Below are 17,917 nucleotides of genomic sequence, written 5' to 3' on the forward strand. Positions count from 1 at the left end.
CAAGGACTGAAGGAACTCTTTAAAATATAGATAGATTATTTCAAATTTTGCTGTAATATAAAAACATACAACATACAGTAAGGGGAATACATAAAATGAAGAAAAAACACCAAGAGATCGAAACACCTTTTTTATTGGCACTTATTCCGTTAGTGGCCATGATTGCATTGATGGCCGTCACCATTATCGTATTCGAAGGCAGTCCGCATATTCCGTTGGCTGTCGGCACGGTGATTGCGGGAGTCATCGCCTGGCGTCTAGGCTATAAATGGGAAACTATTGAAGAGGGCGCGTATAAAGGGATCCGCCTTGCTTTGCCTGCAGTTCTCATCATCATTGTGGTCGGAATGATCATTGCCTCTTGGATTGGCGGTGGGATTATCGCTACCATGATTTATTATGGTCTGCAGATCATCACACCTTCTTTATTCTTGCTGACGATTTGCATCATTTGCGCCATCGTGGCACTTGCCATCGGAAGTTCCTGGTCCACAATGGGAACTATCGGTGTTGCCGGCATGGGGATTGGCGCAAGTATGGGGATCCCGGTTGCCATGGTAGCGGGAGCCGTGATATCCGGTTCTTACTTTGGAGACAAAATGTCACCTTTATCGGATACCACAAATCTGGCGGCGGGCATTACCGACACCAATCTATTCGAACACATCAAACATATGATGTATACGACAATTCCAGGATTGGTTATTGCATTGGTGGTGTACTTTTTCCTTGGCCGCCAATTTGCAGGAGCAGCTATTGACGAAGGGAATATACAGAACATCTTGTCAGCATTGAACAGTAACTTTGTGATATCTCCTTGGCTCTTGCTCGTGCCTGCATCGATTGTTGTATTGGTGGCGTTGAAAGTACCGGCTTTGCCAGCATTGGTGGTCGGGGTATTCCTAGGTTTCATCTGCCAGATTTTTGTGCAAGGCGGAAATATCGGAGAGGCTGTCAATACACTTCACGACGGTTTTGCCATTGCTTCGGGCAATGAAATGGTTGACGAGTTGTTTAACCGCGGCGGCATCGCTTCTATGATGTTCACGGTTTCGCTGACGATTTTTGCCATGGTCTTTGGCGGTGTGCTGGAACATACCGGCATGCTGAAAGCCATTGTTAAACAAATTCTGAAAGTAGCCAAATCAGCCGGCAGTCTGATTGCAGCGACAATCGTTTCCGCATTCTTCACAAACGCTACTGCTTCCGAGCAGTACATTTCCATCCTGTTGCCGGGAAGAATGTATGCTACAGCTTTCCAGGACAAAGGCCTGCATTCGAAAAACCTTTCACGGGCCCTTGAAGACGGAGGAACATTGACTTCACCATTTATCCCCTGGAATACTTGCGGGGTCTTCATACTTGCCACTTTATCGGTCAGTCCATTTGCGTATGCTCCCTATGCGGTGCTGAATTACGCAGTACCGATCATCGGCATCGTCATGGCTATAATCGGCTATAAAGTTCAATTTTTAACAGAAGATGAAATGCAGCAGTTGAAAATAAAACAGCAACGAATCGATCGCGAAAACGAATTGACAGAAGGCGTTTAGTTTTTCCTTTCCTGCTCTTATGCAAATAAAGCGAGCCACCCTCTTTTGACATTGAAGAGGGTATGGCTCGCTTTTATTTTTATTCTATCCTCGAGCAGGCTCCAAGCCTACAGCCGATTGCTGCGGTTAGTTCCATACAATATCCAGGGAGATGGGAGGTCAAAGGGATGATGTGCCGGCAAACTGCTGACTTGATCAGGGGTTAGATCCATCCAGATCAATGTTTCGGATTTCACTTTTTCGCTTAAGCGATGCTGCGCTGTTGAAATGGTTTCCCAAAGCCCAGGCTGTTCCATGAGGTCATCCCATGGATAGACGGCATGCAGGTAATAATTCCGTTTATAATCCTTTTTGGCAATCAACACACGGCTCTTATCCCGATTTTCAAAAAATGCCCATTGGGACAAATCGGCATCAGCAAACAAGGCTTGAGAAGCTGGGAACGTGTAGTAGCACTCATAAGGGAATACTTCCCCAGTTTGAATATATAGCTGATTGATCCACTCTTGCTTCTGTGTGAGGTCTGAGAGTTCCTGCCAAACAGCATCACAGGCTGCAAGTGAAGCAACATTCGAGGAAACAGCACTGTAGAGCGTAGACACTTCTGTGAGCCCCAATTTGTCCATGACGCGACGGGCAGAGCCGTTTTCCACTTGTGTATTCGCACCCACCCATTGCACAGCAGGCAGGGACAAAACCTCTTCCATGATATGGGCCATCAATTGTGTGGATAGATTGTTGCCGCGGTAGCGCAGATCACTCCGCATTCGGCCGAGCATAGCATATTGATTGGCGAAAATTGTGTATCCCCCAATGCTGGCAAGCTGGCCATCTTGGAACAGGCCGAATAAGCGGCTGGAGCCTCCGGCTATGCGGTTGTATACCCGGAGAATGTAGTCATCTTCTATTCCAGTCTTCATTTTTTCCAGGTAATGCAGATCTTCCAGGTCCAGCTGGCGAATTAATTTTTCCATGTATGGGCACCCCTTGCTCATGTTGAAAATACTACTTGTATTATATACGGAAAAAACCGTAGCGTGCATGCATGAGACCTGCCACGTTCAGGAAATGAGAAGCTTGCAGAGGACCATATGTTTGAGGAACGCGAGCGAGCGGGAAAAGAAAAGGCATATTCTAAAGGAGGTTGCCGGCATGACTGTTTTTTCACCGGAAGCATTAGCGTATAAACACGTATTGATTACCGGGGCCACTGGAGGCATCGGCATGGAAACAGCTCGCATATTGGCGGGGATGGGTGCGCGCATCACCATTACGGGCCGGAATAGAGATAAGCTGAAAGAGTTAGAGATGGAGCTTCTCGATCAGGTGTCAGCTGATCGGATTTGTGTGGTGGAAGCGGATTTGACCAAACCGGAAGACCGGTTGCGCCTGATTGAACGAGCAGAAAGTGAACTTGGCTTCATCAATGGGCTGGTGAATTCAGCCGGCGTTTCGGGAGGAAGAGTCGTGGAAGACATTGATGAGGCATTTCTTACCGATATGATCAACTTGAACTTCGTATCGACGTTCCTTCTGACGCAAGAGGTATACCGGAAGATGATGGAACGTAAAGAAGGGGACATCGTCAATTTGGCTTCCTTATCGGGACTGAGGGGGACCTACGCCAACACGGCTTATTCAGCCAGCAAATTTGCGGTTGTCGGCTGGACCCAATCGATGGCGGTAGAAGCCATTGAATACGGCATTCGTGTCAATGCTGTCTGCCCAGGGTATGTGGATACTGAAATGGCGCGAAATAGCCTGCGCAGAAAAGCGGAAAGAAATCAAACCAGCTTTACGGAAGAATTGGAGCTGGCTGAAAAGTCGATTCCCTCTGGGCGCTTGTCGACTGCTTTGGAAGTCGCTAATACCATCGCTTTTTTACTGACGGATGCTGCCCGGAATATCGTGGGTGAATCGGTTAAAATCTCAGGTGGAAGCGTCTTGAGATGAAGCAGCAGCAGTACTGCTTAGTGGCAAGTACAGCGTTGTATTATCTTTTGCCCTTATACTTGTGTATAGTTAATAGAGTAAAAAAGGAATTTGGACCATTAATGACTTGTTGATTAAAAGGAGACCAGCCATTTGAAAAAAGAAATTGCAGATATTCAGGACATTTTAAAAAAGTCTGAAGGTGTCCATATTTTTTATTATGTGGAAGAACTGGAGCGGTATATTGATAATGCTGTTTCTTATATCGTTTCAGGAATTGAACATGGAGATCAGGTTCTATTCGTCGAAAGCGAACGTTTGTATCCGATCATCTTTAAGCGTGTGAAGGACCTCGTTTCAGAAGAACAGCTAAAGAATATTCATTTCGTCAATAATTTCACCTTTTATTGGCGGAAGGGGAACTTTCATCCTCCTACTATTCTTGCTTATTTTTCAGATTTGGTCAGCCCTTTTATGGAAGAAAATTTGAGCTTCCGTACATGGGGGCACGTCGAGTGGCGGGATGAAACGGAGATTAAACAGAAGATCAAGGAATATGAAAGTGCTGTGGATCAGCTTGTTCCTCAAATCAAGGCCGTTTCGGTATGTGCCTACGATGCGCCAAGGGTTTCAGATTCACTCAAGGAAATTTTGATGAACTCCCATAAATTTCTTATGACAGACGATGACTTTTCATCGATTTCTATAAATGCGATTTAGCATCAATACAAACAGAAAAACCTTTCCTTATTTTATTATCAGGAAAGGTTTTTTGTCGCAAAAAATATTGACAGAATATTGACAATTATACAAAAGGGCATACTATATTAAGTAACAAGACCTTAAAAATGAAAATTGTTCTTGGGAATAAAGGCGAAGTTTGATGGAACGAAGAAAGGAGGAGCCACAATGGCTGAAACTGGAAATAACCGTCTTTCTTCCATCATAAACGGTATGGAATTGCCTGAAGATGGCCGCAGTAAATTGATGGGCGTTAATCCGTTCACCCATGAAATCATTTCCAAGATTATCTGTGCTACACCTGAGGATGCAAGGAATGCAGTGGCAGGCGCTCATCGTGCATACAGTATGAATATAAAGAAAGTGCCTGCTCATCTGCGGGCTGAAATATTGAAGAAAACAGCCGAATATCTGCAGGCTGAAAGTGATGAATTTATACATCTCCTGTCAAACGAAACTGGCAAGACCGTTAAAGAAAGCCGTCAGGAAGTGGAACGTGCCATTCAAGTGCTGCTTTTTTCTTCGACAGGAGCACAGTCAATCTACAGAGAATTGATTCCTTTGGGAAGTTCGGGAGGTGCAGAAAGCCGACTCGGCATGTCGAAGCGGGTTTCAATCGGAACAGTGGTCATTGTCATGCCGTTTAATCTTCCGCTCAACCTTGTGCTTTATCATATAGCGCCAGCAATAGCAGCAGGAAATACAGTAGTCTTTAGGCCTTCATTAAAAACGGCACGTTCTTCCATATATCTGTACAGGTTATTCGAAAAGGCCGGATTGCCGAAGGGAGCTTTTACCATCGTTCTGGGAGTGGGAGAGGACCTAACTCAAGCATTGGTGACTCATCCGAAAGTAAAAAAAGTGTTTTTTACTGGGAAAGATGAGACGGGTTGGAAAGTGAAGGAAATGGTGAAACGGAAAAAGTTGAAACTGGAGACGGAATCGAAAGTCGTGAATGTCATCTTTGATGATGCTGATTTGGATACGGCGGTCAATGCAGTCGTCATTGGCGGATTTAGGTTTGCCGGACAATCCTTTGTATCCACTCAACGGGTTTACGTACAGGAGATTGTCTATATGGAATTTTTGGATAAGCTGTCTTCCAAAGTGAAAACGCTTAAAATTGGTGATCCACTGGATGAATTAACCGATATAGGCCCGATGATCACCAAAGAGTCCGCTGAAAAAGCGATGGCTTGGGTGAGGGAAGCTATTGAACAAGGTGCGACTCTTTTAACCGGGGGGAACCGGCGTGAAGCTGTGATGGAACCGACCCTTATCAGTCATGCGACAATCCGTATGAAAGTCGTCAGTAAACAGATGCTGGCGCCGGTTGTCAGTGTCATGCCTTTCGATAAAGAAGAACAAGCCCTGACTGGTATCACGGAGTTGAACTTAGACAGATATGCAGCCGTATTCACAGCAGACATCAGAAAGGCGGTGCGTGTGGCTGATGTTCTGGGGAAGGAGGCAGTCTGGATCAACGAAGTGGCAGTCAACCGTTATGATCAAATGCCATATGGTGGTGTAAACAATAGTGGCATGAGACGAAAAGAGACGTATCGTGCTATTGAAGACATGACAGAATTGAAATTAGTCAGTATGCAATTGAAACAGCAATGAGTTTGGAAAATTTGGCGGAGGAGAGGGTGGCAATATGCAAGTGAAATCAGCGGTACTGCGTGAAATTGGGGCATCTGTCCCTTATGAGGAGAGCCAGCCAATAAAGATTGAAACATTGGAATTGGATTCACCGGAAAAAGACGAAGTATTGATTCAAATAAAGGCGGCCAGCTTGTGCCATTCCGATTTATCGGTGATGAATGGCAGCCGGCCACGGCCGGTACCGATGGCGCTGGGCCATGAAGCAGCAGGAGTGGTCGTTGACATAGGGCAAGAAGTTACGGATTTGGAGCCGGGAGATCATGTTGTCTGCGTCTTTGTTCCAAGCTGCGGACAATGCGGACCATGCCGGGAAGGACGCCCAGCTTTATGTGAGCGAGGGGCCGCTGCCAATACAGCTGGGACATTGCTGGGTGGCGGGCAGCGTCTTCATAAGGAATCCGAAACCATCAACCACCATCTAGGCGTCTCTGCATTTTCGGAATACGCAGTGGTTTCAAGAAATTCCATCATTAAAATAAGCAAAGACATCCCTTTTGAAAAAGCGGCATTGTTTGGTTGTGCTGTCATAACAGGAGTTGGTGCAGTAGTGAATACTGCAAGTATTAAATTGGGCAGCACAGTCGCAGTGGTCGGACTTGGTGGGGTAGGGCTGAGCGCACTGCTGGGGGCCATCGCTGCTGGGGCGAGCCGGATTGTCGCCGTGGATATCAACGAAACCAAGTTGAAGCAAGCAAAAGAATTGGGGGCTGCCGATGTCTTCAATTCCAAAGACCCAAATGTCATTGAACAGATACGTCAAGCGACAGGCGGGGGCTTGGATTATGCTTTTGAAACAGCAGGTGCCGTACCGGCAATGGAAGTCGCATATGGGATAACCAAACGAGGGGGAACTACTGTAACAACCGGTTTGCCTCATCCGGAACATCAATTTTCATTTCCATATGTGTCGCTGACCGCTGAAGAGCGCACATTGAAGGGATCCTATCTGGGAAGCTGTGTGCCGAGCCGGGATATTCCGCGTTATATGAATCTGTTTCAGGAAGACCGGCTGCCTGTCGATAAATTAATCACGGACTTTATCACTTTGGATGAAGTGAATAAAGGATTCGATATTTTGGCAAAAGGCGAATCTTCACGGATCATCATTAAGTTTTAACTGATTCGATTACCGGCAGTATTTTTCGCCTGTTCAAATGAAATTCGCAACGGGGATAGAAAATAAGAAAGGAGGCAGCCCGAGTTTCTGTTGCCGCAGAGCCAAGGGAGCAAGTACAAACAAGGAGGATTTACCATGTCTGCAAATAAGGTTTCTTCAAGAGTTGAGGGGTTGGCACTTTTGATGGAAAGATCGTTTGACGCGCCAAAAGATCTGGTGTTTTCAATGTTTACAGAACCTGATCATCTTGTTCGTTGGTGGGGACCGTTTGATTGGGAAACAGCTGTTTATAAAATGGATGTCAAACCAGGCGGCATCTGGCATTATTGTATGCGCTCGCCGGATGGACAGGAAGCCTGGGGGAAATCCATTTACCAAGAAGTCGACCCGCCGAACAAATTGGTTTATACCGATGTTTTTTCCGATGAGCAAGGAAACGAAGTTGATGGTATGCCGAAAATGCTGATTACGATGGTTTTTTCTTCCGATGGACCTGGATGCACCGTTAGTTCCAGCACGAAGTTCGATTCAAAAGAAGAATTGCAAAAGGTAATCGATATGCAGGCTGTAGAGGGCATGTCCCAAACTTATGACCGACTTAGCTTCAGCCATCCGAATAAAATCTGATTTTTGGAGAGTGGAACTCTAATGATTACAAAAGTTTTTCCCTATCTGAACTTTGAAGGCGAGGGACAGGAAGCTACTCATTTTTATGCGGAGGTCCTTGGTGGAGAATTGGCTGGAATATCCACATACGGCGAAGCCCCTGATATGGGTGGTGGTGAGGTGCCGGAAGAAGCAAAAGACATGGTCATGAATGCGCAGATCAATTTTAATGACGGCAATACCTTAATGATTTCAGATGTGCCTCCCGGAATGGGCATGCCATTCAAAAAAGGAAACAATGTATCAATTACTATCCTTTATGACGACATAGAGGAAGCAAGAACCGTGTTCGGCAAGTTGGCTGAGGGCGGCACTGTCATCATGGAATTGCAGGAAACGTTTTGGAGTCCATTGTATGGGAATTTGACAGATCGTTTCGGAATCGACTGGCAGATTTCCGTGGAAGGGGAGATGGAATAGATTTTTGTAAACCGCACTCCTTTCAAGGGTTGCGGTTTTTTGTCAGTTTTTTTTGGATAGCAGGAGGTGAAGAAACTTTTTTCTGTTTTAAGGATCCTCTGTATCAGTGTGTTAGAGTCTTCACATATGAGGGTATGGAAGAAAGGGACAGCCAATCAAGCTAAAGCTACAAAAAGCACGAAGGAGGATGACCATGGATACCGATAAATACTTTGTAAAAAAAGACAAGAAGATCAAACTCTCTGATTATCCCACGACAGAAAAAGATAAATACAGTGAAGAAGAACTGAAAGAAAAATTAATTCCGGAAAGTCTTGAAAAGCTCAAGGAATTGCATATGAAACTGCATGCTCAAGAAGAGAAAGGAATTGTAGTGGTGCTACAGGCGATGGATGCTGCTGGGAAAGATGAAGCCATTACATACATCTTTTCGAACTTGACGGCACAGGGACTGAAAGTGACGTCATTTAAAAAACCATCAGACACTGAACTTGCCCATGACTACTTATGGCGTTTCAAGGAAGGCATGCCATCTAGAGGGCAAATCGGTGTCTTGAACCGATCCTATTACGAAGAAGTGATTGCACCAAGGGTTCATGACCTGCTCGGAGAGACACCGCTTCCGGACGAACTGATTGACGAGAATATTTGGGCAGTCCGTTATCGCCAAATTACGGATTTTGAACGCTATATGGGGGAAAACGGTTTCCCCGTAGTGAAGTTCTTTTTTAATATGTCTTTTGAAGAACAGCGGAACCGCTTGCTTGAACGCATGAAAAACCCGGAGAAAAACTGGGAGTTTTCGTTCAATGATGTAAAAGAACGTGAGCATTGGGACGGCTATCAAGAAATATTCGAAGATCTGTTGAACCATACGTCGACTGAGTATGCGCCGTGGTATGCCCTTCCTGCCGACGATGAATGGTTTTCACGCTATATCATATCAGAAGTGATGGTCAAAACCTTGGAGCAAATCGATCCGCAGTACCCCGAAATTACGGGCGAGGAAAAAGAAGAACTGGAAAAAGCGATACGCAAGCTGGAAGAAGAGGATTAACTAAGAGGGTTCGGAATTGTCATTCCGAGTCCTTTTTTAATATGTGAAAAGAACGTGTCCAAAAGAAGAAAGGCTTGCATTTGTATCCATAAAGCTACTATAATATGAAACGTTGGTTCACTATAAAAAGAACAATTTATCTTTTTCACGTAGTTTTTATTGCAAAGTAAGATTACATAAAAATAAATGCTCTTAAGGTGACGTGCCTCTGCACGGCCTTTTTTTGTGGCTTGAACAAAATAGAATGATTAAGAATATCCTTAAGAATGGAGTATGGACATGAATAAATGGACGAGATTAATGATTATTTTTATTTCTTCAATAGTGCTTGGATTTGCGTTTAATATGTTTTTGCTGCCCCACGAAATACTGGCGGGCGGAGTAACGGGAATTGCGATGATGCTGGGCTTAGTGACGCCTTTGAATGCCGGGATTTGGATGATTATTTTGAATATCCCGATTCTGATTGTGGGCTGGATGAAACTGGGCAAGACGTTCATCGCCAATAGCCTGTTTTCTGTAGTCGTGACATCCGTTTCAATGCTGTACATTCCAGTAGTCAAGTTGACGGAAGATGCATTGCTGTCATCCGTTTTTGGAGGAGTAGTGGCAGGAGTGGCCATTGGGCTTATCATCCGTTTCTACAGCTCGACCGGCGGTTTTGATGTGATTGGATTGTTGTTGTCGATGAAGCGCGATATTCCGCTTGGAACCTTGGTATTTATCTTGAACAGTGCTGTGGTTTTTGTATCTGGATTTATCTTTTCATGGGAATTGGCGATGTATACGATGGCTTCCATCTACATCACCGGTTTGGTGATCGACCGAGTCCATACCCGCCACATTAAGCTGAGCTTGATGGTAGTGACAAATCAAGGCGAAGCAGTCAAAAAAGAGTTGCTTGATAACCTTTACCGCGGCATCACCGTAGTTGATGGTGAGGGGGCTTATTCATCGGCAAAAGTAAAAGTGCTTTATAGCGTAATCAGCCGCCATGAATTGGCTTTTGTACGGCCATTGATTAAAAACATTGACCCGAAAGCATTTGTCAGCATCAGCGAAACGATGGAAGTCATGGGGAACTTCAGAAAAGACGATAACTTCATGAAACTTCCGATGTAACGAAAAACCACCTTTTCTGTAAGCCGAGCTTACAGAAAAGGTGGTTTTTATTTTAATGAAACCGAGCTTAACCAGTGCTAGAAAATCAAGTATTCTTTCAGTGCTTGCTGCAGGGTACCAGCAGTTTTCGTTTTTTCGTCGAATTTCATCCCTGAATGAATCATTTGGCGGACTACTTCTGCACGCAATCCTGTGATGATTGTGCTGCACCCCATTAAGCTTGTCCCATCGATAAGTTTCATCAAGTGGTGGATGACCTGCGCTTCCATTTCAGCAATCCCGGACAAATCGATGATCAATGTCTGGATCTGCAGTTTTCCTATTTCAGTCAACACTTTTTCTTCGATAATCGAGGCCCGTTGAGCATCGACTGCACCGATAACCGGCAGGATACAGACCGTACTGTTAATCGGGATGATGGGAACTGAAAGGTTTTCAACCAATTGGCGATGTGCCTTCAACAAAGTGTCTTTGTATGTAGAATAGTTCAGGAAAAAAGAATTCAAAAATGAGTCGATTCGCGTGTTAACATCTTTTTCCATGCGGAAAAAATCCATGTCTTTTCCTGCTGGAACATCCTGATTGAACTTTTCAATGAATTTCCATAAAGTACGGCGAATGGCTTGCACCCATTCGAGCTTGAATGAAAGTTCAATCGAATGAGTTGCCCATGCAATTCCTTCTTGTTTTGCGAATAATTCCAGTTCTGCTTCCTGTCCATCAATAATATAAATAACCAGTTTATGGGCGTTCGTCACCAAATCAATGTTGCCAATCGATAAAATTTCCTCAATTTTATCTTTGACGTTCACAGCCTCCATTAAGAGGCTATCTTCAAATTCTTGATTATGGGTATCAAAAAAAATTTGCAGCTCTAAAGAATTCTGCAGAGAGTGTGCCATTTCTTTTCTCCTTCTTTCTTTCAAATCTAACAAACTGCTATGATGATTTTCTAATTAATATCAAATCGTTTATTGAAACAGCAGGTAGTCTGATTCGGACAAAAAATCATTGCTGATATCAACGAATAAATAACAGTCCTCTGATAAAGGATAACTGAATGTACGAATTATTTCACCTGTTTCAATATCCGAATAGATGTCCGATAATATCCCTTTATGCCAGGTTTTCATCTGCATCGTGTTTTCCAGGAAGAAAGGGCGGAATGCCCAATGAGACCCAGTTTGATCCCGTTCAAATCCCCACTGCTTATTGTGTTTTCTGAAGTTGGATGACACTTGTTGCCCATCGCTGTTGCAGATATACAAACGGAAACTTTCTTCATCGAAAGCCTCGGAGACCAATTCAATAAAATCATCAGCTTTTTCAGGTCCGTGCCAGTTGGAAAGCAATTTTTTTACTTTTTCTTCACGGCTCACTACAAAAGCATAGCGCCCTTCCACCATCGATTTTTCCCGTTGGACAAAAGCCTTAATCTTATCTCCCACATCAAGTGACATGGCACCGTTTATCGGCAAGTCAAAATCAGGTTTAGCCAAATAGAACCCCTGATAATAATGGCCGCCGTGTTTCCAAGCAAAATACAATTGGTAGTCGTCTTCAATATTTTCATAAGACAGCTTAGCTCCGATGCGGCGTGCCAGTACTGACAATGTCTGAATGACGTCTTGGAACACGTCTGAATTAACATTTCGGACAAAACTGGTATCAATTTTTAAGATGTGGGGTCTGAGTTGGCGGATCCGGTCAATATTGGAGCTTTTTGCTCCTACATGATCAACGGCAATTTGTATGCCGTAGGTTTTATAGTAAATCAATAAATGCGCCAGTTGATCAAAGTCTTCATCAAAGTCATGTTCAGTGATTTCAAGAACGATCCGGTCCATGGCAAAACCCTTCTCCACAAACGCTTGCAGCGTTTTCAAAAAATCTTCCCCATTGTTGATCATCAATTGCCTGGCGTTGCGGTTGATGAATAGCAGTCCTTCATTGCCGGAATCGAGCATACGGCTAATCGCCAACTTCAATAAATGTTGATCGACTTCTACTTTGTATTCATCCGGAACATCATTGTCTTGAAAAAAATCACCCAAGCTGCTCCAGTCGTTCTCAACTTGGAACCGTCCCAAAACTTCATAGCCAATAACAGTATGCTTAACTGCACTGACAATCGGTTGGAAAGCAGGTTTTACTTTATCTAAGTTCTCGAGTATATCTAATGGGTCCATAATTTGTTCTCCTTTGCTGCCAATCTGTAAAGCATCAATGGACAGCCTACATGATCATAAAGAAATAAATGATGACCATGATGATCATGACTGCCAACATTGATGAAATCAATGTGATGTGCATATTTGATGGTGTAAAGGTCTCGTTGATGATTTGCTGGCGTTTCTTTTTATAATTTTGTGTTGCTGAAAAAATAACAGTGAGCCCGAAAATACAGGCAAAAATGCCGAGAGCGATGGTAAAGACATCGACAAATTGATTGCGCGTCACGCCCATCGTGAAATGCAGGCTTGTAGCCAGAAAACCGACGCCGACAATTGAAATAACAGTCCGGATCCATGCCAGATAAGTGCGTTCATTGGCAAGGTGCTGTTGAGTGTACATCAGCTGATTTTTTTCTTTTCGATATGATTGTCGCGACATTTCATTTCTCCTCCCGAAAATAAGTGGTTTCAGAAATTCGGCAATCCGAAATCGGAAAAACTGATGATCTTTTAAGTATAAAGGAATGAGGAATAAAAAGAAATTTCGAATAATGGGGTGATTAAGTTTCTGGCAAATCATAAAAGTGGGTTGTTTTTTTATATTCAGTATATTAAGATGACTTAAAGCATACTAAGTTGATAGGGTTTATTTGCATTGAGAAAGAGGTGTTGAAAATAGCTATTCCTATGATGGAAGTAATAAATGTTGATAAGTCGTTCGGTTCCGGAGAAAAACAGGTGAAGGTCCTTTCACAGGCAACATTCCATGTGAAGAAAGGAGAAATCGTCACTTTATTCGGGAAAAGCGGATGCGGAAAAAGTACATTGTTGAATATCCTCGGAGGCTTTGAAAAAGCAGACAAAGGATCAATCCGGCATAATGGTGAACCGGTTTTAAAACCGACCAAGACGTGTGTAATGCTTTTCCAACAAATTAATTTATTGCCTTGGCGTTCGGTGCTGAAGAATGTAGAGCTTGGACTTGAAGGTGAGAAATTGAAGCCAAAGGAAAAGTGGGCACGCGTCATGGATGCCTTAAAACTAGTCGGCCTTGAGAATTCGTTGGATAAGTTCCCGCATGAATTGTCAGGCGGAATGCAGCAGCGGGTGGCAATTGCACGAGCTTTAGCAATTCAACCTGATGTGATTTTAATGGACGAGCCGTTTGCTGCACTAGATTCGTTTAATCGCTATAACCTTCAGCAAGAGTTGCTGCGTATCCAAAAGAAGAAGAATACAACTATTGTTCTTGTCACTCATGATATTGATGAAGCGGTGTATCTATCAGATCGCGTAATCATAATGAGTTCACATCCTGGCAGAATTCAAAAGGAAATTACAATTACTCAGATGAAACCAAGAAGCCGAACGCATGCTGATTTTCAGTATTTCAGAAGAAAAATTCTGGACGAATTCCAATTGAGTACGGAATTAATAGCTCCTGAATACAACATTTAGGGAAGAGGTGGATGCGTGAAGAAAAGAAAAATCATCTTGTCTTTATTAATGGTTACTTTATTGTTTTTTTTATCGGCTTGTGGGCAAGCAAGGATGCAGGCAGCAGTAGAGAAGCCAGTTATCAAAATCGGCTACTTGCCCATTACGCACGCCGGGCCTCTTTATATGGACGAACATATGGAAGAAGGGAAGTACGGGGAGTATGAAATTGAAATGGTCAAATTCAATTCCTGGCCAGATCTTATGGATGCTTTAAATACAGGTCGGATAGACGGGGCATCGGTATTGGTTGAACTGGCGATGAAAGCTAAAGAAAAAGGCATTGATTTGAAAGCTGTTGCACTCGGCCATAAAGACGGGAATGTCGTGATTGCAGCTGAGGAAATTGAAAGTGCAAAAGATCTGAAAGGGGAGACATTTGCAATTCCCCACACATACTCGAGCCATAATATTCTTTTGTATGAGATGTTGAAAAAAGAAGGTCTTTCACTCGAGGATGTCAATATAGTGGAGATGGCCCCCGCCGAAATGCCGGCTGCATTATCGGAAAAGCGGATAGCCGGTTATGTAGTGGCTGAACCTTTCGGCGCCTTGGCCGTAGAAAATGAAATCGGTAAAGTGCTTCACCATTCTGATGAGATATGGGCCGATTCTTATTGCTGTGTCTTAGTGTTAAGACAGGAGTTTATGGAACGTCAGCCGAAAGCTACGCAATCGCTGGTTAGCCAATATGTAGAGTCCGGGGAGCATGCGGAGAAGAAGGATGAAGCGGTTTATGGCGCGTTTAGCCAATACATGAAGATGGAAAGAGAAGTGCTTGAACTTTCCCTTGGCTGGATATCATTTGAAAATCTGCGGATTGAAGAAGATGAATATAATACATTGCGTGATTTTGTTCTTGAAATGGAATTGATGGAAAATCCTCCTGTTTTCGAAGACTTTGTAGACAATACTTATATTGATGAAGCGATGTGACAGCAGATGAATGTGATGAAGAAGCTTATGAATTTCGCCATTGGAATGGCAATCCTTGTATTCATTTGGCAAGCGGTGATTTGGATAGGGGATTATCAGGAAGCGTTGCTTCCTTCCCCATTGAGTGTTGGCAATGCAATTATTGACTTGATCGTTGATGGCATCATTTTTGTCCACCTGCAGGTAAGCCTGGGTAGATTTGCAGCAGGCTACTTAATGGCTGCGATTCCCGCAATTCTACTAGGGATGTTTTTGGGGAGATCTCCAAAAATTTGGCAGCTTATCGACCCGATTGTCCAAGTGCTTCGCCCGGTAGCTCCGGTCGCTTGGTCTCCGTTTATTGTGTTATGGTTCGGAATCGGAAATATGCCGGCAATCGCCATTATTTTTATTGCTGCATTCTTTCCAGTCCTGCTCTCAACGGTAGCAGGAGTGAAAAAAATCAACCCTTCGTATTTGAAAATTGCAGAGAACTTGGAAATCCGCAATTGGGAGCTGATGTATAAATTTATTTTTCCTGCCGCTTTTCCGGCTGTGGTGAGTGGTTTGCGTCTTGCACTAGGCACGGCCTGGATATTCCTTGTTGCCGGCGAAATGATTGGTGCACAATCCGGGCTTGGTTTTCTGATAGTGGATTCTCGGAATACGCTGAACCTTGACTATGTGCTGGCAGGTATTATTTTTATAGGAGTCTGTGGGTTCTTGCTGGATCGCTTAATCAGCTTGCTGGAGCGGTGGGTGGGTAAACAATATGGAATTACCGCATAAGTAAATTTAATTCGTCTGATTGATTCCTAGTTTTGGCATGGAAAATAAAAACAGAATGGAGAGGATCATTCTCCATTCTGTTGCAATTCGTATTCAACTGACTTGACCTGAATTGTTTCTACCCGTTCACCTGTTTTTTTCGAGTAATAGCCGATTTCAAGCTCTTCACCAGTCGCAGGATCTACCAATGTCTTATAGCATTTCTCCAGATTACTGCTTCCCCAGACGACTAGCGCATTAAAAACAGGCTCCAGTTCTTTGCCTTTTTCGGTTAGGGAGTATTGATAGCGGGGCGGATGTGCAGAATAGAGTTCGGAAACGACTATTCCTTCTTCTTCCAACTCTCTCAGCCGTTCAGATAAAAGATTGGATGATATGCCATCCAAGGATTTCTTAATGTTATTGAAGGTCTGTTGACCAATTAAAATTTCATGGATAATCAATAAAGTCCAGCGATCGCCGATGATATTTAATGATTGGGCGATATTGCAAGGCAAATTGTATCTTGTTTTCATATTCAGCACCCCTTTAATTTATATAGTAACATAAGCTAAATAAAAGTGAACAAGGTTGATTTAACTAACTAAGTATAATAATATTACTTAATAGAAGAGAGAATCTTCCAAAAAAAGAAAAGAGGGATTAGCATGACATTATATCTTATTGAATCATCATTAAAAGAAGTCGTTTCGAATAAAGAAGAATTGGAACAGAAGGTGACTGCTTTACAGGGACAGTTGAAACAAAATTCTGCTGAATTGATTGAAGTTCAAGTATCAAAAGATTTCGCGCGTTCATTCTTCATCATTGAAGGCACTGACCAGTCGACAGCGGTTAACGTATTGAAAAATGAAGGAATCGCTGCAGAACTAGTAAAGGATGTACGTTTGGTCGGTAAAGAATTGGACGATGTAAAATCCGGCAACGATGTCATCAACTATCTAGTGGAATGGAATTTGCCTGAAGATTTGACAATGGATCAATATTTAGCAAGAAAGAAAAAGAATTCAGTCCACTATGAAGAGGTACCGGAAGTGGCATTCTCCAGAACCTATGTCTGTGAAGATATGTCCAAATGCCTTTGCTTCTACGATGCTCCGGATGAAGCTGCCGTTAAACGCGCTCGTGAAGCAGTAAAAACACCGATTGATTCTATTACTGAAATTCAGTCAAACTAAGAAAAAACAAACAGCAGGAGTTGGTTGAGATGGTAAAAAGCGGATTGGAAAACACTTTAACGCTTGAACAGATAATTGAGCAGGAGTTAAAGCCTTATGTGAAGAAAATCGATACGGAAGCTTTTTATGCTGAAGGTTTTCTGAAGAAAATCGGACAGGCTGGCTTGTTGTCATCTGATGGGAAATCACAGAAGGATCTCTTGTTTGATGAAATGGAATTGGTGGAACGTGTTGCACGAGTATGTATGACAACCGCTTTTTGTCTTTGGTGCCATCTTGCTGCTCTAACATATCTTCGGAATACGGAAAATATACAACTGAAAGAAAGGCTTTTATTTTCATTGGAAAGTGGCCAAGTGCTTGGAGCGACAGGACTGTCAAATCCGATGAAGCATTTTGCAGGACTTGAAAAACTTCATCTGAAAGCAGAATCGACAGATGGAGGTTATACCGTTTCGGGAATTCTTCCTTCTGTTTCAAACCTTGGTGAAGGCCATTGGATGGGTTTTGTAGCAAAAGTGAACGACAACAAGAAAATTATGGGTCTAGTCCAATGTGGAACTGATGGGTTGAGCATGAAGGAAAAAGTGAATTACCTGGCAGTGAATGGCAGTGCAACCTATGCCTGTTCATTCAAAGATGTCTTTATTCCAAACGCGTGGATTGTTTCTGAAGATGCGGGAAGCTATGTCGAAAAAATACGTCCCGCATTTATCTCGTATCAGATTCCGCTTGGCCTTGGAGTCACTCAAGCATCCATCGAATCGATTGATAAAGTCAGCAAAAAGCAGAATGGCTGCAACAGCTTTTTGCAGACACAATCGAATGAACTGCAGCAAAAAGAAATGCTTTTGAAAGGGAAAATAAGCGAGTTACTGAATCAGGAAGACATACACTGGAAAGACATTGCGGGCCTTCGGCTTGAAACCGCGTATCTAACATTGGAAGCGGTCCAAGCAAGCATGCTGCACAATGGCAGCGCAGGTTATATCCAGGACAGTGCACCATCTCGACGGATGCGGGAAGCCTATTTCTTTGCGAACCTGACCCCGACTATTAAGCATTTGGAGAAGCTGCGCCAATTATAGATT

At 43.4% G+C, this 17,917-nt stretch carries 19 protein-coding genes; 14 read left to right on the forward strand and 5 right to left on the reverse strand.

Annotation, left to right across the window (positions count from 1 at the left end):
* Positions 1-95 precede the first annotated feature (95 nt).
* The gene (gene nhaC / locus QMA04_RS10635; protein ID WP_290185684.1) at positions 96-1,553 is read left to right on the forward strand and encodes a Na+/H+ antiporter NhaC; all 1,458 of its coding nucleotides are present in this window, start codon (positions 96-98) and stop codon (positions 1,551-1,553) included.
* Between the two features lie 107 nt (positions 1,554-1,660).
* On the opposite strand, the gene QMA04_RS10640 is transcribed toward nhaC, so the two are convergent.
* Positions 1,661-2,527 carry a GNAT family N-acetyltransferase gene (locus QMA04_RS10640; protein WP_290185686.1) on the reverse strand — a complete coding sequence of 289 codons (867 nt, stop codon included), beginning with the start codon at positions 2,525-2,527 and terminating at the stop codon, positions 1,661-1,663.
* A gap of 178 nt (positions 2,528-2,705) precedes the next feature.
* Here QMA04_RS10640 and QMA04_RS10645 point away from each other — a divergent pair, with 178 nt between their 5' ends.
* The 8 genes from QMA04_RS10645 to QMA04_RS10680 all read left to right on the forward strand — a co-directional run bounded on the left by QMA04_RS10645 (position 2,706) and on the right by QMA04_RS10680 (position 10,273).
* The gene (locus QMA04_RS10645; protein ID WP_290185688.1) at positions 2,706-3,506 is read left to right on the forward strand and encodes an SDR family NAD(P)-dependent oxidoreductase; all 801 of its coding nucleotides are present in this window, start codon (positions 2,706-2,708) and stop codon (positions 3,504-3,506) included.
* Between the two features lie 132 nt (positions 3,507-3,638).
* Positions 3,639-4,205 (forward strand): MEDS domain-containing protein, encoded by a 567-nt coding sequence (locus QMA04_RS10650; protein WP_191716165.1) that lies wholly within the window; start codon positions 3,639-3,641, stop codon positions 4,203-4,205.
* A gap of 189 nt (positions 4,206-4,394) precedes the next feature.
* Positions 4,395-5,849: an aldehyde dehydrogenase family protein gene (locus tag QMA04_RS10655; RefSeq protein ID WP_290185691.1), complete on the forward strand. Its 1,455-nt coding sequence runs from the start codon at positions 4,395-4,397 to the stop codon at positions 5,847-5,849.
* A 34-nt stretch (positions 5,850-5,883) separates the two neighbouring features.
* Positions 5,884-7,008, forward strand: a complete 1,125-nt coding sequence (locus QMA04_RS10660; RefSeq protein WP_191716163.1) for a zinc-dependent alcohol dehydrogenase family protein — start codon at positions 5,884-5,886, stop codon at positions 7,006-7,008.
* Positions 7,009-7,143: 135 nt separating this feature from the next.
* Entirely contained in the window at positions 7,144-7,635 is a 492-nt protein-coding gene (locus tag QMA04_RS10665; RefSeq protein ID WP_290185693.1) for an SRPBCC domain-containing protein, read from the forward strand.
* A 21-nt stretch (positions 7,636-7,656) separates the two neighbouring features.
* Positions 7,657-8,094 (forward strand): VOC family protein, encoded by a 438-nt coding sequence (locus QMA04_RS10670; RefSeq protein WP_191716161.1) that lies wholly within the window; start codon positions 7,657-7,659, stop codon positions 8,092-8,094.
* A 193-nt stretch (positions 8,095-8,287) separates the two neighbouring features.
* A complete protein-coding gene (locus QMA04_RS10675; RefSeq protein ID WP_290185695.1) occupies positions 8,288-9,151 on the forward strand; it encodes a PPK2 family polyphosphate kinase in 864 nt (287 codons plus the stop codon).
* Between the two features lie 279 nt (positions 9,152-9,430).
* Positions 9,431-10,273: a YitT family protein gene (locus tag QMA04_RS10680; protein ID WP_191716159.1), complete on the forward strand. Its 843-nt coding sequence runs from the start codon at positions 9,431-9,433 to the stop codon at positions 10,271-10,273.
* A gap of 77 nt (positions 10,274-10,350) precedes the next feature.
* Here QMA04_RS10680 and QMA04_RS10685 read toward each other — a convergent pair whose 3' ends face one another.
* The 3 genes from QMA04_RS10685 to QMA04_RS10695 form a co-directional block, all read right to left on the reverse strand.
* Entirely contained in the window at positions 10,351-11,175 is an 825-nt protein-coding gene (locus QMA04_RS10685) for an STAS domain-containing protein (protein ID WP_290185696.1), read from the reverse strand.
* A gap of 69 nt (positions 11,176-11,244) precedes the next feature.
* Complete coding sequence (locus QMA04_RS10690) at positions 11,245-12,462, reverse strand: EAL domain-containing protein (protein ID WP_290185698.1); 1,218 nt, start codon at positions 12,460-12,462, stop codon at positions 11,245-11,247.
* 46 nt (positions 12,463-12,508) lie between these two features.
* The gene (locus QMA04_RS10695) at positions 12,509-12,886 is read right to left on the reverse strand and encodes a YidH family protein (RefSeq protein WP_191716156.1); all 378 of its coding nucleotides are present in this window, start codon (positions 12,884-12,886) and stop codon (positions 12,509-12,511) included.
* 248 nt (positions 12,887-13,134) lie between these two features.
* Here QMA04_RS10695 and QMA04_RS10700 point away from each other — a divergent pair, with 248 nt between their 5' ends.
* The 3 genes from QMA04_RS10700 to QMA04_RS10710 are packed head-to-tail and all read left to right on the forward strand — an operon-like array spanning position 13,135 to position 15,648.
* A complete protein-coding gene (locus QMA04_RS10700) occupies positions 13,135-13,905 on the forward strand; it encodes an ABC transporter ATP-binding protein (RefSeq protein WP_225218574.1) in 771 nt (256 codons plus the stop codon).
* 15 nt (positions 13,906-13,920) lie between these two features.
* The gene (locus QMA04_RS10705; RefSeq protein WP_290185700.1) at positions 13,921-14,880 is read left to right on the forward strand and encodes an ABC transporter substrate-binding protein; all 960 of its coding nucleotides are present in this window, start codon (positions 13,921-13,923) and stop codon (positions 14,878-14,880) included.
* A gap of 6 nt (positions 14,881-14,886) precedes the next feature.
* Complete coding sequence (locus tag QMA04_RS10710; protein ID WP_191716155.1) at positions 14,887-15,648, forward strand: ABC transporter permease; 762 nt, start codon at positions 14,887-14,889, stop codon at positions 15,646-15,648.
* A 65-nt stretch (positions 15,649-15,713) separates the two neighbouring features.
* Here the strand turns inward: QMA04_RS10710 and QMA04_RS10715 are convergent, their stop codons facing one another.
* Positions 15,714-16,163 (reverse strand): winged helix-turn-helix transcriptional regulator, encoded by a 450-nt coding sequence (locus tag QMA04_RS10715; RefSeq protein WP_191716154.1) that lies wholly within the window; start codon positions 16,161-16,163, stop codon positions 15,714-15,716.
* Positions 16,164-16,295: 132 nt separating this feature from the next.
* Here QMA04_RS10715 and QMA04_RS10720 point away from each other — a divergent pair, with 132 nt between their 5' ends.
* Together QMA04_RS10720 and QMA04_RS10725 are read left to right on the forward strand one after the other, a co-directional pair.
* Entirely contained in the window at positions 16,296-16,826 is a 531-nt protein-coding gene (locus QMA04_RS10720) for a DUF4242 domain-containing protein (protein ID WP_191716153.1), read from the forward strand.
* 29 nt (positions 16,827-16,855) lie between these two features.
* On the forward strand, positions 16,856-17,914 hold the full coding sequence (locus tag QMA04_RS10725) for an acyl-CoA dehydrogenase family protein (RefSeq protein ID WP_290185703.1): 1,059 nt from the start codon (positions 16,856-16,858) through the stop codon (positions 17,912-17,914).
* Positions 17,915-17,917: the final 3 nt, after the last annotated feature.

Origin of the sequence: Planococcus sp. APC 3900, from assembly GCF_030407735.1 — a bacterium.
Lineage (GTDB): Bacteria > Bacillota > Bacilli > Bacillales_A > Planococcaceae > Planococcus > Planococcus notacanthi.

Coding starts and splice junctions, on each gene's coding strand:
- QMA04_RS10670 (WP_191716161.1), top strand. CDS start 7,657: ATGATTACAAAAGTTTTTCCCTATCTGAACTTTGAAGGCGAGGGACAG.
- QMA04_RS10710 (WP_191716155.1), top strand. CDS start 14,887: ATGAATGTGATGAAGAAGCTTATGAATTTCGCCATTGGAATGGCAATC.
- QMA04_RS10690 (WP_290185698.1), bottom strand. CDS start 12,462: ATGGACCCATTAGATATACTCGAGAACTTAGATAAAGTAAAACCTGCT.
- QMA04_RS10640 (WP_290185686.1), bottom strand. CDS start 2,527: ATGGAAAAATTAATTCGCCAGCTGGACCTGGAAGATCTGCATTACCTG.
- QMA04_RS10715 (WP_191716154.1), bottom strand. CDS start 16,163: ATGAAAACAAGATACAATTTGCCTTGCAATATCGCCCAATCATTAAAT.
- QMA04_RS10720 (WP_191716153.1), top strand. CDS start 16,296: ATGACATTATATCTTATTGAATCATCATTAAAAGAAGTCGTTTCGAAT.
- QMA04_RS10645 (WP_290185688.1), top strand. CDS start 2,706: ATGACTGTTTTTTCACCGGAAGCATTAGCGTATAAACACGTATTGATT.
- QMA04_RS10725 (WP_290185703.1), top strand. CDS start 16,856: ATGGTAAAAAGCGGATTGGAAAACACTTTAACGCTTGAACAGATAATT.
- QMA04_RS10660 (WP_191716163.1), top strand. CDS start 5,884: ATGCAAGTGAAATCAGCGGTACTGCGTGAAATTGGGGCATCTGTCCCT.
- QMA04_RS10675 (WP_290185695.1), top strand. CDS start 8,288: ATGGATACCGATAAATACTTTGTAAAAAAAGACAAGAAGATCAAACTC.
- nhaC (WP_290185684.1), top strand. CDS start 96: ATGAAGAAAAAACACCAAGAGATCGAAACACCTTTTTTATTGGCACTT.
- QMA04_RS10680 (WP_191716159.1), top strand. CDS start 9,431: ATGAATAAATGGACGAGATTAATGATTATTTTTATTTCTTCAATAGTG.
- QMA04_RS10695 (WP_191716156.1), bottom strand. CDS start 12,886: ATGTCGCGACAATCATATCGAAAAGAAAAAAATCAGCTGATGTACACT.
- QMA04_RS10655 (WP_290185691.1), top strand. CDS start 4,395: ATGGCTGAAACTGGAAATAACCGTCTTTCTTCCATCATAAACGGTATG.
- QMA04_RS10665 (WP_290185693.1), top strand. CDS start 7,144: ATGTCTGCAAATAAGGTTTCTTCAAGAGTTGAGGGGTTGGCACTTTTG.
- QMA04_RS10685 (WP_290185696.1), bottom strand. CDS start 11,175: ATGGCACACTCTCTGCAGAATTCTTTAGAGCTGCAAATTTTTTTTGAT.
- QMA04_RS10700 (WP_225218574.1), top strand. CDS start 13,135: ATGATGGAAGTAATAAATGTTGATAAGTCGTTCGGTTCCGGAGAAAAA.